This is a genomic window from Streptomyces sp. NPDC003011, assembly GCF_053591515.1.
In genome coordinates this window covers 91,295-107,472 of the sequence record NZ_JBSFTY010000012.1, presented here as the reverse complement: position 1 = coordinate 107,472, position 16,178 = coordinate 91,295, and the positions used below count along the sequence as shown (strand labels likewise).

At 74.3% G+C, this 16,178-nt stretch carries 17 protein-coding genes; 9 read left to right on the top strand and 8 right to left on the bottom strand.

Annotated elements, in window-relative coordinates; translation table 11 throughout:
- Positions 1–4: 4 nt before the first annotated feature.
- Entirely contained in the window at positions 5–1,024 is a 1,020-nt protein-coding gene (locus ACWD0J_RS09175) for an ADP-ribosylglycohydrolase family protein (protein WP_451495126.1), read from the top strand.
- Between the two features lie 78 nt (positions 1,025–1,102).
- Here the strand turns inward: ACWD0J_RS09175 and ACWD0J_RS09170 are convergent, their stop codons facing one another.
- The 3 genes from ACWD0J_RS09170 to ACWD0J_RS09160 are packed head-to-tail and all read right to left on the bottom strand — an operon-like array spanning position 1,103 to position 2,785.
- Positions 1,103–1,516, bottom strand: a complete 414-nt coding sequence (locus ACWD0J_RS09170) for a Rieske (2Fe-2S) protein (protein ID WP_451495125.1) — start codon at positions 1,514–1,516, stop codon at positions 1,103–1,105.
- On the bottom strand, positions 1,513–2,097 hold the full coding sequence (locus ACWD0J_RS09165; protein WP_451495124.1) for a DUF6529 family protein: 585 nt from the start codon (positions 2,095–2,097) through the stop codon (positions 1,513–1,515). Before ACWD0J_RS09165 ends, ACWD0J_RS09170 begins: the two co-directional genes overlap by 4 nt.
- A gap of 25 nt (positions 2,098–2,122) precedes the next feature.
- The gene (locus ACWD0J_RS09160; protein WP_451495123.1) at positions 2,123–2,785 is read right to left on the bottom strand and encodes a hypothetical protein; all 663 of its coding nucleotides are present in this window, start codon (positions 2,783–2,785) and stop codon (positions 2,123–2,125) included.
- A gap of 191 nt (positions 2,786–2,976) precedes the next feature.
- Between ACWD0J_RS09160 and aroH the strand changes: the two genes are divergently transcribed.
- The 5 genes from aroH to der all read left to right on the top strand — a co-directional run bounded on the left by aroH (position 2,977) and on the right by der (position 7,421).
- Positions 2,977–3,345: a chorismate mutase gene (gene aroH / locus ACWD0J_RS09155; RefSeq protein WP_451495122.1), complete on the top strand. Its 369-nt coding sequence runs from the start codon at positions 2,977–2,979 to the stop codon at positions 3,343–3,345.
- Positions 3,342–4,427 (top strand): prephenate dehydrogenase, encoded by a 1,086-nt coding sequence (locus ACWD0J_RS09150; protein WP_451495121.1) that lies wholly within the window; start codon positions 3,342–3,344, stop codon positions 4,425–4,427. Before aroH ends, ACWD0J_RS09150 begins: the two co-directional genes overlap by 4 nt.
- A gap of 111 nt (positions 4,428–4,538) precedes the next feature.
- On the top strand, positions 4,539–5,225 hold the full coding sequence (gene cmk, locus ACWD0J_RS09145; protein WP_451495120.1) for a (d)CMP kinase: 687 nt from the start codon (positions 4,539–4,541) through the stop codon (positions 5,223–5,225).
- Positions 5,222–5,929: a lysophospholipid acyltransferase family protein gene (locus ACWD0J_RS09140; RefSeq protein WP_451495119.1), complete on the top strand. Its 708-nt coding sequence runs from the start codon at positions 5,222–5,224 to the stop codon at positions 5,927–5,929. Before cmk ends, ACWD0J_RS09140 begins: the two co-directional genes overlap by 4 nt.
- Before the next feature lie 16 nt (positions 5,930–5,945).
- Positions 5,946–7,421, top strand: coding sequence for a ribosome biogenesis GTPase Der (gene der, locus ACWD0J_RS09135; RefSeq protein WP_451495118.1), 1,476 nt, complete (start codon positions 5,946–5,948; stop codon positions 7,419–7,421).
- A gap of 50 nt (positions 7,422–7,471) precedes the next feature.
- On the opposite strand, the gene ACWD0J_RS09130 is transcribed toward der, so the two are convergent.
- Entirely contained in the window at positions 7,472–7,837 is a 366-nt protein-coding gene (locus ACWD0J_RS09130) for a hypothetical protein (RefSeq protein WP_451495117.1), read from the bottom strand.
- A gap of 113 nt (positions 7,838–7,950) precedes the next feature.
- Positions 7,951–8,733: a hypothetical protein gene (locus tag ACWD0J_RS09125; protein ID WP_451495116.1), complete on the bottom strand. Its 783-nt coding sequence runs from the start codon at positions 8,731–8,733 to the stop codon at positions 7,951–7,953.
- A 570-nt stretch (positions 8,734–9,303) separates the two neighbouring features.
- Between ACWD0J_RS09125 and ACWD0J_RS09120 the strand changes: the two genes are divergently transcribed.
- Positions 9,304–9,912: a transglycosylase family protein gene (locus ACWD0J_RS09120; RefSeq protein ID WP_451495115.1), complete on the top strand. Its 609-nt coding sequence runs from the start codon at positions 9,304–9,306 to the stop codon at positions 9,910–9,912.
- Here ACWD0J_RS09120 and ACWD0J_RS09115 read toward each other — a convergent pair.
- Genes ACWD0J_RS09115 through ACWD0J_RS09105 form a run of 3 tightly spaced genes read right to left on the bottom strand, consistent with a single transcriptional unit; the run spans position 9,854 to position 14,198 of the window.
- Entirely contained in the window at positions 9,854–10,615 is a 762-nt protein-coding gene (locus ACWD0J_RS09115; protein ID WP_451495114.1) for an ATP-binding cassette domain-containing protein, read from the bottom strand. The genes ACWD0J_RS09120 and ACWD0J_RS09115 overlap by 59 nt on opposite strands.
- Positions 10,612–13,722, bottom strand: a complete 3,111-nt coding sequence (locus ACWD0J_RS09110; RefSeq protein WP_451495113.1) for an ABC transporter permease subunit — start codon at positions 13,720–13,722, stop codon at positions 10,612–10,614. The genes ACWD0J_RS09115 and ACWD0J_RS09110 overlap by 4 nt, the downstream gene beginning before the upstream one ends.
- Positions 13,722–14,198: a hypothetical protein gene (locus ACWD0J_RS09105; RefSeq protein ID WP_451495112.1), complete on the bottom strand. Its 477-nt coding sequence runs from the start codon at positions 14,196–14,198 to the stop codon at positions 13,722–13,724. Before ACWD0J_RS09105 ends, ACWD0J_RS09110 begins: the two co-directional genes overlap by 1 nt.
- Before the next feature lie 123 nt (positions 14,199–14,321).
- Here ACWD0J_RS09105 and ACWD0J_RS09100 point away from each other — a divergent pair, with 123 nt between their 5' ends.
- Together ACWD0J_RS09100 and ACWD0J_RS09095 are read left to right on the top strand one after the other, a co-directional pair.
- Positions 14,322–14,894 carry a hypothetical protein gene (locus tag ACWD0J_RS09100; protein ID WP_451495111.1) on the top strand — a complete coding sequence of 191 codons (573 nt, stop codon included), beginning with the start codon at positions 14,322–14,324 and terminating at the stop codon, positions 14,892–14,894.
- On the top strand, positions 14,863–16,158 hold the full coding sequence (locus ACWD0J_RS09095; RefSeq protein WP_451495110.1) for an ABC transporter substrate-binding protein: 1,296 nt from the start codon (positions 14,863–14,865) through the stop codon (positions 16,156–16,158). Before ACWD0J_RS09100 ends, ACWD0J_RS09095 begins: the two co-directional genes overlap by 32 nt.
- Positions 16,159–16,178: the final 20 nt, after the last annotated feature.

Here is a 16,178-nt window from a genome sequence, read left to right as displayed (position 1 = left end):
CCGCATGACCACGATCCTCACCAAGCGCGCCGCCACGGGAGCGCTCGTCGGGCTCGCCCTCGGGGACGCGCTCGGATTTCCGACCGAGTTCGACGACGTGCCCTCGATCCTCGCCACCTGCGGGCCATGGCGCCGGATGGAGCTGCCGACGCCCGCGATCGTCACCGACGACACGCAGATGACGCTGGCGCTGGGACGGGGAATGCGGACGGCCATGGACCGGGGAGTGCTCGGGCCCGTGGGCATGGCGCAGGCGGTGCGCCTGGAGTTCATCGCGTGGAATCGCTCACCGGAGAACAACCGGGCTCCCGGCACCACCTGTCTCACCGCGTGCGGTCTGCTGGAGCGCGCCGGCCTGCCCTGGCAGGACGCCAGCCAGCTCGGCTCCAAGGGCTGCGGCGCCACCATGCGCGTCGCGCCTGTCGGGCTCGTTCCCGGGCTGAGCGACGAACAGCGCGCCGGCGCCGCCCAGTTGCAGGCCGCGCTCACCCACGGGCATCCGACCGCCCTCGCCGCGTCCGACCTCACCGCGCACGCCGTACGGCTGCTCGCGCTCGGAGCCGAGCCCGCCGAACTCGTCGGGCTGCTGCGGTCGTACGCCCACGAGAACCGCGCCCACTACCACGAGCGCTGGCTCGGCGATCTGTGGACGCGGAGCCAGGACCCCACGCCCGAGCACTTCATGGCGCGGGGGTGGGACGAGTGCCTGGAGGTGCTGGACCGGCTCCGGGACGCGCTGCGGGCTCCGTCGCCGGAGACCGACCCGTGTCTGGCCACCGGTGCGGGCTGGATCGCCGAAGAGGCCCTGGCGACCGGGCTGTTGTGCTTCCTGCTGTTCGCTGACGAGCCGGTGACGGCCCTGCGGCGGGCCGCCTGCACCTCCGGCGACTCCGACTCGATCGCCTGCCTGGCGGGGGCCTTCGCGGGCGCCCACCTGGGCGCGGAGGTGTGGCCGGCGCAGTGGGCCGACCGGATCGAGTACCAGAGTGAACTGGCGACGCTCGGAGCGCTCTGGGACGCCTGACGGGCCTGCCCGGCCGTGCGGATCAGGCCCGGTGGATCAGGCCCGGTGGATCAGGCCCGGCGGATCAGGCCCGGAGGATCACGCCAGGCGGATCGAGTCCCCCTGGACCGTGATCGCCTTCTCGGGCAGCGGCTTCGTCGCCGGCGGGGTGGCCACCGAACCGTCCGCGATGCTGAACTTGCTGCCGTGGCAGGTGCAGTTGATGGTGCCGTCCGAGACACTGGCGACCGGACACTGAGCGTGCGTGCAGATGTTCGAGAAGGCCTTGAACTCGCCCTCCTTCGGCTGGGTGACGACGACCTTCTCGTCCTTGAAGATCGTGCCGCCGCCGACCGGGATGTCGGCCGTCCTCGCCAGCTCCTGGCCGGGTGAGGCGTCCGAGGCCGAGGAGCCGCCGTCGTCGCCGTACTCGCCGCAACCGGCGGTCAGTGCCGCCGCGCCCGCCGCGCTCGCCGCGAGGAGGATGGTGCGTCGCGTCGGGCTGTCAGTCATGTCGTCACTCCGAAGGTGCGGAAGAACCAGAGGGCAGAGGTCAGCCAGATGACCGTGAGAACGACGAGGACCAGCCCGCCGGCGAAGGGCAGCAGCCAGCCGGGAAGTCGCTCCCAGCGGAGCAGCAGCATCTTGGCACTGAAGGCACCGAAGAAGAAACAACCCAGGAGAGAGTGCCACAAAACGCGCGGTTCGTACGTCTGGTAGCCCAGCGCGTACAGACAGTGCACCGCGACCGGCACGGACACCAGGAACGCCGCACGGCCCGACCAGCGGTGCAGCGCCGGTGACCAGCGCGGGCCCGGCAGCCTGCCGTAGACCATCGCCGCCGAGGCCGGCTGGACCAGCGCGAAGAAGAAGGCGGCGGTCGCCAGCCACGACTTCACCGCCCCCGTGCCGCTGAAGCCGGCGAGGTTGAAGGCGGTCCCGGCCGGGTCGTGGACCTTGCCGTACACGCCCAGGACGACCGCGACCGCGCCGGCCACCAGCGCCGGGACCAGGTAGCGGGCGGGGTGCGGGCGGCGGGGGCCCGGCTGGGGGGCGGGGAAGCCCTGGGTGGCGGCGTTCGGGTCGACGGTCATGGCCGGCTCCTGGGGCTGCGGGCGGTCAGGGGGTCACGGGGCGTGCCGTGAGCTCGTGTCCGTCGACCGTCACAGCGCCGGTCGCGGGGTCGATCCGGGGCGCGGGGGCGGGCTTCGCGTCGCGGGTGAGGATGCCGACCTGCGTACCGTCCCTCAGCACGATCCAGCCGCCGTCGATCTTCGCCTCGCGCACCGTGGCGGTCGCCCGGTACAGCCCCGACGGCTTCTTCGTCTTGCCGGCGGTGAAGGCGTGGCGCCCGCCGTCGATGTCGACCGTGCCGCGGATCCGCTTGCCCTCCTTGAGCGTGCCGGTCAGCCTCGCGCCGTGCTTGCCGGTGAGCCTCATCGTCCCGTCGTCCGCGACGTCGCCCTTCAGCCAGGACTCCTTGGCGCGGCCGTCGCAGAAGTACGCGACCGCCCTGCCGTCGCGCAGGGTCACGGCGACGGCGGCCGAGTCGTCGTCGGTACGGCCCGCGTAGTCCGCGTCCGGAACGGGAGCCGGGGCCGGGGTCGCGGTCGGTGACGGGGTGGGTCTCGTGGGCGTCGGTGACACCGCGGCCGTGGGCGAATCCCCGACGGGCTGCGCGGACGACGAGGCCTTCGTTCCCGTCGTCGAGTTGAGCACCAGCAGGAACAGGCCGAACAGCAGTCCCGCGAGCAGCGTGACCAGGGGTCCGGAGCGCTTCATGACGGGCCTCCCCCGAGGCGGACTTCCTGGTGCCTCATCAGAGCGGACCCGCGGCCCGGCGTCCAGGGGCGCGCGGGAGCGTTCTCGCCCGGCGGCCGTCTCAGCGGGCGGGCGTCGCGCACCCGCCCGAGGACGGCTGACTAGGCTGGACCTGCACAGAGCCGATCCGCACATCAGCAAGGAGCATCGCCGTGGCGGTACGAGCGGTCCGGGGCGCCGTCCAACTCGACAAGGACGAGGCCGGCCACATGGACGAGCAGGTCGGAGCCCTGCTCACCGCCCTCATGGAGCGCAACGGCCTGACCGCCGACGACCTGATCAGCATCTGGTTCACGGCCACGCCCGACCTGCACAGCGACTTCCCGGCCGCCGCCGCCCGCAAGCTCGGCGCCGGCTTCGCCGACGTACCGCTGATCTGCGCCCAGGAACTCGACATCGAGGGCGCGATGCCCCGCGTGGTCCGGGTTCTCGCGCACATCGAGTCCGACCGGCCCCGCGCCGAGATCGCGCACGTCTACCTCGGTGCCGCGGCCGCCCTGCGCAAGGACATCGCCCAGTGAGGACCGCCCTCGTCATCGGCACCGGACTCATCGGCACGTCCGCCGCGCTCGCCCTGGTCCGGCGTGGCGTCCTCGTCCACCTCGCCGACCACGACCCCGAGCAGGCCCGCACGGCCGCCGCGCTCGGCGCCGGCACCGACGAGGCGCCCGAGGGGCCCGTCGACCTCGCGATCGTCGCCGCCCCGCCCGCCCATGTGGCCGGGGTGCTCGCGGACGCCATGCGCCGGGGCGCGGCCCGCGGCTATCTCGACGTGGCGAGCGTCAAGGGCGGCCCGCGCCGCGAGCTGGAGGCGCTCGGCCTGGACCTGTCGCCGTACATCGGCACCCACCCGATGTCGGGGCGGGAGAAGTCGGGCCCGCTGGCGGCCACCGGCGACCTGTTCGAGGGGCGGCCCTGGGTGCTCACGCCGACCCGGGACACCGACACCGAGGTGCTGAACCTCGCCCTGGAGCTGGTCTCGCACTGCCGTGCGGTGCCGGTGGTGATGGACGCGGACGCCCACGACCGTGCCGTCGCCCTCGTCTCCCACATGCCCCACCTGGTCTCCAGCATGGTCGCCGCCCGCCTGGAGCACGCCGAGGAGGCCGCCGTACGGCTGTGCGGGCAGGGCATCCGGGACGTGACCCGGATCGCCGCCTCCGACCCGGGGATGTGGATCGACATCCTCTCCGCGAACCCCGGGCCGGTCGCCGACCTCCTCGCGGACGTGTCCGCCGACCTCGACGAGACGGTCCGCGCCCTGCGCGCCCTGCAGTCCTGTGACGAGGACAAGCGGCGCGAGGGCACCGCCGGCGTCGAGGACGTCCTGCGCCGCGGCAACGCGGGCCAGGTCCGCGTCCCCGGCAAGCACGGGTCCGCCCCGCGGGCGTACGAGGTCGTGGCCGTGCTCATCGACGACCAGCCGGGCCAGCTGGCCCGCATCTTCGCGGACGCGGGGATCGCCGGGGTCAACATCGAGGACGTACGCATCGAGCACGCGACCGGGCAGCAGGCGGGTCTGGTGCAGCTCACGGTGGAGCCGCAGGCGGCACCCGTGCTGACGGCGGCGCTGCGGGAGCGGGGCTGGGCCATCCGCCAGTGAGCGGGGCCGGGCCGTCCGCCCGTAAGGAGGCCTCCGGCGAGCCAGTAACCTTGTGCGGGGCGCCGCGGCGCTCCCGCACACTCCCACCACGCACCAGGAAGGTGTCCTCCCGTGGAAAACGGCGCGGCCCAGCCCGTGATTGTCGCCATCGACGGTCCCTCCGGCACGGGTAAGTCGAGCACGTCCAAGGCCGTGGCGGCCCAGCTCGGCCTGAGCTACCTGGACACCGGTGCCCAGTACCGGGCGATCACCTGGTGGATGGTGACCAACGGGATCGACATCGACGACCCGTCGGCGATCGCCGCCGTGGCGGGCAAGGCGGACATCGTCTCGGGGACCGACCCGCTGAACCCGACGATCACGGTCGACGGCACCGACGTGGCCGGTCCGGTCCGCACCCAGGAGGTCACCGCCAAGGTCAGCGCGGTCAGCGCGGTGCCCGAGGTGCGGGCCAGGATCACCGAGCTGCAGCGCTCCATCGCGGCCGGTGCCGAGAAGGGGATCGTCGTCGAGGGCCGCGACATCGGGACGACCGTGCTGCCCGACGCCGATCTGAAGATCTTCCTCACCGCCTCCGCGGAGGCCCGCGCCGCCCGCCGCAGCGGCGAGCTCAAGGGCGCCGACGTCAACGCCACCCGCGAGGCCCTGGTCAAGCGGGACGCGGCCGACTCCAGCCGCAAGACCTCGCCGCTCGCCAAGGCGGACGACGCGGTCGAGGTGGACACCACCGAGCTCACGCTCGCCCAGGTCATCGAGTGCGTCGTCACCCTCGTCGAGGAGAAGCGGGCCGCGAAGTGACCGAACTTCCTTCGGCGCGGGGCGCCGAGGTCGGGCGGCGCATCGGCGTCGGCCTGATGTACGGCCTGTGGAAGCCGCGTGTGCTCGGTGCCTGGAAGGTCCCCGCGACCGGCCCCGTGATCCTCGCCGTCAACCACTCGCACAACATCGACGGCCCGATGGTCATGGGTGTGGCGCCCCGGCCGACGCACTTCCTGATCAAGAAAGAGGCGTTCATCGGGCCGCTCGACCCCTTCCTGCTCGCCATCGGGCAGGTCAAGGTGGACCGCGACACCACCGACCGCACGGCGATCACCCGGGCACTGGGCGTGCTGGGCAGCGGGGGCGTCCTCGGGATCTTCCCGGAGGGCACCCGGGGCGAGGGCGACTTCGCCGCGCTGCGCGCCGGGCTCGCGTACTTCGCGGTACGCGGCGGCGCTCCGATCGTCCCGGTCGCCGTGCTGGGAAGTTCCGGCCGGCCCAGCCGGTTGACAAAGGCGCTGCCTCCGCTGCGCACCCGCGTCGACGTCGTCTTCGGCGACCCCTTCGAGGCGGGCGACAGCAGCGGACGGCGTACCCGCAAGGCGCTCGACGAGGCGACCGAGCGCATCCAGAAGCAGCTCACCGCGCACCTGGAGAACGCCAGGCGGCTGACCGGCCGCCAGGCGACACTGAGTAGTGGACCGACCCGGAAACGCCGGGTGTTCCACCGATCACCACGATGAACGAGGTACGGACTTCATGAACGACCACATCCACTCCGACGGCTCGGGCGAGGAGCACGACCACGGAGCGCTTGGCGATGCCGAGTTCGCGGAGTTCATGGAGCTCGCCGCGGAGGAGGGCTTCGACCCCGAGGACATCGAGGGGGCCATCGAGGCGGCCGGCCACGGGCCGCTGCCCGTGCTCGCCGTCGTCGGCCGCCCCAATGTCGGCAAGTCGACTCTGGTGAACCGGATCATCGGCCGCCGTGAGGCCGTCGTCGAGGACAAGCCGGGCGTCACCCGCGACCGCGTCACCTACGAGGCCGAGTGGGCGGGCCGCCGCTTCAAGGTCGTCGACACCGGCGGCTGGGAGCAGGACGTCCTCGGTATCGACGCCTCCGTGGCCGCGCAGGCCGAGTACGCGATCGAGGCCGCCGACGCCGTCGTGTTCGTCGTCGACGCCAAGGTCGGCGCGACCGACACCGACGAGGCGGTCGTCCGGCTGCTGCGCAAGGCCGGCAAGCCCGTGGTGCTGGCCGCCAACAAGGTCGACGGTCAGAGCGGCGAGGCCGACGCGGCCTACCTGTGGGCCCTGGGCCTCGGTGAGCCGCACCCGGTCTCCGCGCTGCACGGCCGTGGCACCGGCGACATGCTGGACGCCGTCCTGGAGGCGCTGCCGGAGGCGCCCGAGCAGTCCTTCGGCACCGCCGTCGGCGGCCCGCGCCGTATCGCGCTCATCGGCCGCCCGAACGTCGGCAAGTCCTCGCTGCTGAACAAGGTGGCCGGCGAGGAGCGCGTCGTCGTCAACGAGGTCGCGGGCACCACCCGCGACCCGGTCGACGAGCTCATCGAACTCGGCGGCGTGACGTGGAAGTTCGTCGACACGGCGGGCATCCGCAAGCGCGTCCACCTCCAGCAGGGCGCCGACTACTACGCCTCGCTGCGCACCGCGGCCGCCGTGGAGAAGGCCGAGGTGGCGGTCATCCTGATCGACGCCTCCGAGTCCATCTCGGTCCAGGACCAGCGCATCGTCACCATGGCCGTGGACGCGGGCCGCGCGATCGTCCTCGCCTTCAACAAGTGGGACAGCCTCGACGAGGAGCGCCGCTACTACCTGGAGCGGGAGATCGAGACCGAGCTGCTCCAGGTCGCCTGGGCGCCCCGGGTGAACGTCTCGGCGCGCACCGGCCGGCACATGGAGAAGCTGGTCCCGGCGATCGAGTCGGCCCTCGCGGGCTGGGAGACCCGGGTCCCGACGGGCCGGCTGAACGCCTTCCTCGGCGAACTGGTCGCCGCCCATCCGCACCCCGTCCGGGGCGGCAAGCAGCCGCGCATCCTGTTCGGCACCCAGGCCGGCACCAAGCCCCCGCGGTTCGTGCTGTTCGCCTCCGGCTTCATCGAGGCGGGCTACCGGCGCTTCATCGAGCGCCGCCTGCGCGAGGAGTTCAGCTTCGAGGGGACGCCGATCCACATCTCGGTGCGGGTGCGCGAGAAGCGCGGCAAGAAGAAGTAGCGCACACGTGAAGAGGGCGGCCCCCGACCGGGGGCCGCCCTCTTCACGTCTCAGACACCCCGGCGCGGCCCTGGCGGCAGCGCCGCCGGGACGTGGTGCATCCCGGTGCTGTGCTGCTGCCCGATCTGCCCCACACGCTGCCACTGCGACTGCTGGCGGGCGCTGTAGGCCCCCGCGCTGTAGGCGCTGTACGAGGTGCTGAACGAGCCCGTACTGTGCGGGGTGTTCCCGAAGGCGGTGAAGCCCAGCTCGTCCTCGCCGCTGCGGTCACCCGGCAGCGAACGGAACGACTTGACGTACTCGGCGTAGAGCGCGTCGTAGATCGGCGTGGCCGAAGGGCCGCCCAGAGAGTCCTGAGCCACTCGCGCGGACGGCAGCTGCGGGAACGGGCGGCGGGGAACGTCGTAGGTGTGCACGTATGTCCAAACGACCCCGCACGGGAAGAGATGCGGTCGCGCCGGTCCGCCTCCAGGAGAGCGGGCTGCTCACCCCCACGCGGCCACGTACGCGCACTCCACCCCCGGCACGGTCACGTCCCGGCGAGCGGCATCGCGGCCGCGACCAGCTTCCCGTTGGCGGCGGCCTTGTCCAGCGCGTCCCGCAGCAGGTCCTCACGGGGCTGCCGCCCGATCGACCCCACCGGAGCCGCGAACACCAGTACCTGCTGGTGCTTGTTGGCCGCGGCCCGCCAGCTCTCGGTCACCTGCAACGGCTGGTGCGCCTGCCACCACGCCACCGGCTGCCCGCCGTTCGCCGACGGCTGGAGCACCGCGTGCAGCTGCCCCATGGCGAGCAGCACCGACCAGCCGTGGAGGACGGAGGGCGCCGACTCGATCACCGTCACCGGCATGAACCCCTGCTCGATCAGCAGCGGCAGGAAGTCGTCGCCGGCACCCGTCGCACCGGGGCGCACGATGGGCGCGGTCGGCTCGACGACCAGCGCCGGGTGCAGCTCCCCGGCGATCAGGACGAGGCCGCTGGTCACGCCGAGCACGGCCTGCTCGGGCGCGATCTTGTCCGGCTCCAGGTCGACGGTGTCACCGGTGATGGACTTCACCGCTCCCTGAAGCTGCTCCTCGGTGACCTGGACGACCTGGGAGGGCAGGCAGCTGGCGTGGGCGAAGGCGAGGACGGCGGTCTCGTCGCCGATGAACAGGACGGTGCTGGTGCGCTCCTGTCCGGAGTCGCCCTGGGTGCGGCAGGAGGTGCAGTCGTAGCTGCCGGGGGCGTTCTCTCCGGCGAGCAGCCGGTCGGCTTCTTCGTCGCCGATCTCGGCGCGTACCTCGTCGCTGACGTCGAGCATGCGCGGCACGGGTGGCTCCCTCGGGATGTGGTGCGTGGCGGGGCCGGGTGGCTCCCGGCCCGTGAACCGGGCGGTCCCGGGCTCATGAAGGAGACAACGGGCGATCTGTGGCGGGAGTCACGCCCGACGGCGAACGGAATCGAACCACCCGTCGCGGACGGCCACCCGCGGTGCGGAATCCGGTACTCGCCGTCAAGTAGGCGGAAGGGGAGGGGAGTTGGCCCGGCGGGGCGGGTCACGGCCCGTCGTGGTCGCTGGTCGACACATCACGAAATCGACAAATGGAAATAGGTGACCGGAAATCGCCGCTACTCGCGGTAACAGTCAACTGGCCTGGGACGACGAGCGGTTGGTTGACACCGGCCGGTCGCCCTCCTGCGTTTCTCGGCCGCGCGCAACGAGCACCGGCGTGATCGTGCCCGGACAGGGCCTCGACACCTGGCCGTCGCTCCCCCTGGCCCCGCACGAGCCCCGCACGGGCCCCGCACGGCATCACCCGGTGCGCCGACCGGGTGGGGCCCTCGGGCGTACCGGACGCGCCGGGACAGCGCCCCGGCACCGGCTGCTTAGCGTGGGCCGATGTACCCCAAGCCGATCGAGCTCGTCCTGGCCACCGTCCTGCTGTTCCTCGCGCCCGGCGTGGCGCACGCGGCACCGCCCCCGCCGGTCGTCCCGGCACCGCAGACACGCGCGCCCCACGCCTGCGCGAAGGACCAGTGGCCGTGGGGCTGCGTCGCCGAGTGCGAGAGCGGCGGGCGCTGGCACGTGAACACCGGCAACGGCTTCTACGGGGGACTGCAGTTCTGGCAGCCCACCTGGAAGGAGTTCGGAGGCCTGAAGTACGCCCCGCGCGCGGACCTCGCCACCCGCGCGGAACAGATCGCCGTCGCGCAGGAAGTGGTGGCCGTGCAGGGCTGGGAGGCGTGGCCGGTCTGCGCCGGGCGCTACGGGCTCAAGGGCCGGATGCACACGGTGAAACCCGGCGACACGCTCTCCTCGATCGCCCGCAGGTACGGCGTCCAGGGCGGCTGGCGGGAGCTCCACAAGGTGAACAAGGAGATGATCGGCAGCCGCCCGGACCGGCTGAACCCGGGCACGCTGCTGGTCGTCCCGAAGAGCTCGGCCCGGTTCACGGCCGTGTTCGGGCCGCCGCTTCCCGCCGCCGGAACTCAGCCGCCTCTCCGCTGAACACGACCGAACCCCGGCGCAGTTCGTACACCACCGCCGCCCGGTCGCGCAGACCGGGCGGCAGCCGCTGTTCGGCGACGACCACGCACGCGTCGAGCGCGCCCAGCAGGTCGTACGTGCGGGCCGCGACCGTGGGCGACATGCCCTGCGCGGGCTCGTCGACGAGCACCACGCGCGCGCGGGCCAGCAGTGCCCGGGAGAGGGCGAGCATGCGCTGCTCACCGCCGGAGAGCGTGCCGGCGCGGCGCGCGAGCAGGGGGCGCAGCTGCGGATAGGCGTCCAGGGCGGGGGCGTAGACCGGGGCGGTGTCGGTGTCGGTGTCGGGGGTGGGCGCGGGGGCGGGGGCGGCTTCGCGTGTCGGCGCGCGCCTCGCCGCGCGCCCGGGGGCGAGGGCCGCGAGTTCGAGGTTCTCGCGCACGGTGAGGGAGCCGAACACCGCCTGCCGCTCGGGGACCAGGCACAGTCCGCGCCTGGCCCGCCGGAACGCGGGCAGCCGGGTCACGTCGGTGCCGTCCCAGAGCACCGCGCCGCCGGTCAGCGGCACGGTTCCGGCCAGCGCGCGCAGGACGGACGTACGGCCGGAACCGTTGCGGCCCAGCAGGACGGTGAGGCCGGGGCCGGGGGCGGCGAGGGTGACGCCGTGCAGGGCTTCCAGGGGGCCGTAGCGCACGCGCGCGTGGCGCAGTTCCAGGACGGCGGTCACGCGCGGGCCTCCTGGGAGCCGAGGGCGTCGGGGGCGTCGAGGACCCGGCCGGGCGGGCCGGAGGCGATGATGCGGCCCGCGGCCATGACGTGCACGACGTCGGCGAGGCCGGCGACCAGGTCCAGGTCGTGCTCGACCACGAGCAGGGCGGTGCCGTCGGCGGCGAGGGCCTTCAGCACCCGCGACAGCGCGGTGACTTCGGCGGTGTCCAGACCGGCGGCGGGCTCGTCCAGCAGCAGGACCCGCGGGCCGCCCGCCAGGGCCCGGGCCAGTTCGACGCGGCGCAGGGTGCCGGTGGGCAGTCCGGCGGCGGGCAGCGCGCGCACCGGCCCGTCGAGCCCGAGCAGACGCAGCACCCGCTCCACGGCGGCCGGATCGCTGACGCGTCCCTGCTCGGCACCCACGCGGACGTTCTCGGCCACCGTCAAGGACGGGAAGACGGCCAGCTGCTGGAAGGTCCGGGCGATCCCGAGCCGGGTCCGGGCGTGCGCGGCCAGCCGCGTGACGTCCCGCCCGCCGAACAGGACCCGTCCGCCCGCGGGCCGGTGCGTTCCGGCCAGGCAGTGGAACAGGGTGCTCTTGCCCGCGCCGTTGGGTCCGACGATCGCGGTGACCGTGCCGGGCGGGACGTCGAGATCGACGCCGTCGAGCGCGGTGAAGCCGTCGTAGCGGACGTGCAGGCGGTGGGCGGTGAGGGCGGGGGAGGAGGAGGGAACGCGGGGGCCCGTCGGGGCGGGGGTGCGGGACGCGGGAGGGCGTGGGGTGACGGGTGCGGTGCGCCGCGGGGTGCTCGCCTGCTCCGCCGGGTCGGCATCCACCGGACGGCCGCGTCCGTCCGGCGTGGTGCTGTCCGGCTGGGCGGGGCTGGGGCGGTGCCTGTCGGGCGGGGTGCTTCCGGGCCGGGCGGCGTGGTGGGTGCGCCGGTTCGGTGCGGTGCCCTCGGACGCGGGGGCTTCCGGTGCGGTGCCCTCGGACCCGCGGCCTCCCCGTGGGGTGCCTTCCGGCCGGTGTGCCCCGTCGGGCCGGTCCGTGGTGCGGGGGCCGGGCGTCGGACCGCCGTACGCCCACCCGTCCGCGTTACGGTCCTGCGGGCCCCCACCCCTCGCGCCTGCGCCCCGCCCGGCCCGGCGCGTCACACCTCCGCCCCGCCCGAGCCGACGTGCCACGCTTCCGTGCCCCGGCGCGGTCGCCGCCGCCCGGGCGGCCACCGGCCGCAGCCGTTCGCGGACCCTCGCCCCGTGTGGCGTCAGTACCGCCCCGGGCCGCAGCCGCAGGCGTCCCGCCGCCGTGCGCAGGGCCTCGTGCGGGCCGCCGGGAAAACGTCCCACGAGGACCGCCAGCACGCCGATGAGGGCCGCCGCCACGCCGCCCCGGGCGCCCGCGTCCAGGCCCACCAGGAGGGCCGCTGCGGCCAGGGCGCCCAGGGTGCTGTCGGCGCCGAGGACGACGACCGCGGCGAACCACAGCAGGCCGCGGACGGGGTCGTAGGCGCCGGGGTCGAAGGCCCGCAGGCCCATGCCGAGCATGCCGCCGCCGAGGGCGGCCAGCGCGGCGCCCGAGACGAAGGCGAGAAGCTTGAGGGAGGGTACCGGGACGCCCGCCGCCGACGCGCCCGCCTCGTGGTCCCGCAGGGCGGCGAGGGCCCGCCCGGTGCGGCCCCTGCGCAGGGCGTGCGTCACCAGCAGGGCACCCGCCAGCAGGAACAGCTCCAGGACGTAGTACGCGCGGTCCCCGTCGAAACCCGCCGGGCGGCCCAGCGACAGGCCGGAGACGGCGTACGGCTGGGCGAACACGAAACGGCTCACCCCGACGCCGACCGCGAAGGTCGCCAGCGCCAGCGCCAGGCCCCGGCGGCTGATCGCCGGCCAGCCGGTCAGCAGGCCGAGCGGCGCCACCAGGAGCACCGCGACCGCCAGGGCCGCCAGCTCCGGCAGGCGCGGCAGCCCCGGGAAGCGGCCCGCCGCCAGCAGCGCGGTGAACAGGGCGCCGAGACCCGCGTACGCCGCCTGCCCCAGCGAGATCTGCCCGCCGCGCCCGGTGACCACCACCAGGGACAGCAGCACCACGCCCAGCGCCGGGACCTGGACCGACGTGTGCAGGTCCGAGCCGGCGAAACCGAGCGGCAGCAGGAACAGCACGACGGCCACGATCCAGGCGCCCGGCGGGGTCGGCACGCGCGCGGTGGCCGTGCGCGGCAGCGCGTCCCGGGTGCCGATGCGCGGCAGGGCCAGCGCCGCGACCAGCAGGGCCACGGCGAACAGGTTCGCGCCGACCGCCTGGAGCAACGGCTCGCCCCAGCCCGGCGGGTGCAGCCGCGTCAGCTGGCTCTGCGCGACCCCGATGCCCAGCGCCACCACGACCGCGACCGGCAGGCTCCGCATCCGCGCGGCCACCGCGACCGCCACCACCTCCACCACGAGCAGCGGCAGGCCGTACGGGTCCAGGCGCACGTACGGCGCCAGCAGCACGCCCGTCAGGCCCGCCGTGAACGAGCCGAACGCCCAGCCCGCCGCGGCCACCCGGTCCGCGTCGATCCCGCCGAGCACGGCCAGCCGCCGGTCGTCCACCACGGCCCGCAGCTCCCGCCCGAAGCGGGTCCGGCGGATCACCGCCGCGACCCCCGCGGCCAGCACCAGGACGACGGCGAGCTGCCCCCAGGGATCCGCCGCCACCAGCTCCGGCGCGTCGTCCCGCGCGCCCTGACCCCACACCAGCGCGGCCCCGCCGACCAGCAGCACGAACACGCCGATGGAGGCGACCAGCGTCTGCGCCGGGTCGCTCCCCAGGACGGACAGCGGCCGGAAGACGAACCGTTCCAGCACCACGCCCAGACCGGGCGCGAGGACGAGCAGCGTCACCGCAGCCCCCGCCCACAGCGGCCAGCCCCACTCGACCACGCACTGCCGCAGGGCGTACGCGCACACCATCGCGACGGCCCCGTGCGCGAAGTTGAGCACGCCGGTCGCCCGGTACGTCACGATCAGGCCGATCCCGGTGAGCGCGGCGGCGGCGCCGACCGACAGACCGGCGAGCGTGAGGTCGTACGTGAGCGAGGAGGCCACAGCGGACGCGACCGAGGACGTCGACGGGGGCATCGGCACGGACATCAACCGGTCGCTTCGGCCGGCTCGCAGATCGGGCAGGGGCCCAGTTCGCCGCTCGTCACCAGCTTGGAATCCACCGGCACGGCCTCCGCCTTCCCCGCGACCAGCGGGCAGTCCGCACGGTGCCACAGGGTGCCGCCCGGCACCATCAGCAGGTCCCCGCTGACCGCCAGGGGCACGGCCGGCGCCGCCCCGGGCTCCTCCGCGTCGGCGGGACCGGCGGCCACCAGGAGGCCGTACAGCTCCTCCACGCGGGCGGCGGCGAGCGCGCCCCGGCCGTGCGTGAGCAGGACCGCCCCGGCGATGATCAGGGCGGCGCCGGGGACCGTGCAGGACGCGAGGTAGGGCACCTGACGCTCGGCGTACCGCTCGCCCGAGACGCCGTACCAGCCAAGGACGCACAGCACCGCGCCCGCGGCGAGCGCGGCCCAGCCGGCCCACAGGACGGGGTGCACGGTCCGCAGCCGGGCTGTCCGCATCTCTGGCTCCCACACGTCGTGTGTCTGTCCATGTCAGCCGATCGCTTGCACTATGCCTTCTGTCAGCCGACCCTGAAAGCACCGGGCGCCCATGGCCCGGACCGACACCCGGTGGTGAGCCAGATGGTTCTCGGGAGTGACCTCAGGCGGGGGAACGGACGGCGGCCACGCGCCCCGAGGGGTACGGCCCTGGCGGCCGCCCTGGCCCTCCTCCTCGCCCCGGCCCTCGCGGCCTGCGGAGACGACAGCGGGGGCGGCGGCGACAGCCCGCCCCCGACACCCTCCGTTGAGCGGACGACGAGCGCGCCGGCGGCCTCGGCGACCGCGCCCGCCGACACGGCGGCGGCCGAGCGCCAGGTCAGGGAGAACTGGGAGAAGTTCTTCGACGCGAAGACGCCCACGAAGGACAAGCAGGCCGTCCTGGAGAACGGCGACGAGATGGGCCCGGTGCTCCAGGCCTTCAGCGGGGACGAGCGCGGCGGGCAGGTCCGGGCGGAGGTCACCGGGGTCGAGTTCACCAAGGCGACCGAGGCGACCGTGACGTACACGCTGCTGCTGAACGGGGCCACCGCCCTGCCGGACGCCTCCGGGACGGCGGTCGAACAGGACGGCACCTGGAAGGTGTCCGTCAGCACGCTGTGCGCGCTGGTCCAGTTGAGCGGCAATGCGTCGCAGCCGCCGGCCGTGGGCTGCTGAGGCCGCCGCCGCGGTCCTGCTGCTCGCCCTGGGCACGGCCTGCGGCAGCCGCCTGCCGGAGAGCGACTTCGAGAACCGGCCGGAGCGCGCACCCACGCGCACCGGCACCGCGCCGATCCGCGTGGGCATCATCGCCAGCGCCACCAGCCCGGTCGGCGGCGACGCCTTCACCGGCCCGCGCGACGGTGCCAAGGCCTGGTTCGACCGCCTCAACGCGCGCGGGGGCATCGACGGCCGCCCGGTCGAGGTGCGCGTGTGCGACGACGGCGGCAGCGGCGTCGGCAACAACACGTGCGTGCACCGGCTGATCGACGAGGACCGGGTCGTCGCCCTGGTCGCCACCACGGCCCTGGACTACGCGGGCGCCTCCCGCGTCTCCCGCGCGCGGGTGCCCGACATCGGGGGCCAGCCCATCGGCGCGGCCTACGACACCTGGCCGCACCTGTACGGCATCTACGGCAGCCTCGCGCCCCGCGACGGCACGACCGGCTGGAACGGCAGGCAGTACGGCGGCACGGAGGTGTACCGCTACTTCAAGCGCGAGCACGGGGCCCGCACGGCCGCCGTCGTCTCCTACAACCAGGCCGCGTCCGCCGCCTACGCCTCGCTGGTCGAGCGGGGGCTGAGGGCCGAGGGCTACCGGGTGGTCACCGAACAGGTCGACTTCGCGCTGCCCAACTTCCGTGCCGTGGCGGCGGACCTGAAGGAGCAGGGCGCCGACCTCGTCTTCGACGCCATCGACACGCACGGCAACGCCCGGCTGTGCGAGGCGATGGACGACGCCGGCGTCGAGGTCACCGCCAAGGTCACGAACGTGCAGAACTGGACGTCGACCGTCCCCGAGGACTACCAGGACGCCCCGCGCTGCCGCAACGCGCTGTGGGCCACCGGATCCAGCCGCAACCACCAGGACACCGGCCACGCGGCCGTACGGGAGTTCCGGGACGCCACCGAGCGGCTGGAGACGCGTTCGCAGTGGCAGCTGGAGGGCTGGGCGGCCGCGCGCTGGTTCACGGACGCGGCGCGGTCCTGCGCCGGCACCGGCGTCACGCGCGCGTGCGTCGACGCCTACGTGAACAGCGGCGGGGGCTACACCGCGGGTGGCCTGCTCGTCCCCGTCGTGTTCGAGCGGCTGGCCGAGCCGCCCGGGACCCGCAGGACGTGCCTGTCGGTGGCCCGCTGGGCGGACGGCCGCGGCTGGGTCTCCCAGGGCGACATGAACAGCACCTGCTTCGACGTTCCGCAGCTGTCGTACCGGCCGTGACCGGTGGCCGAAGAGACGCG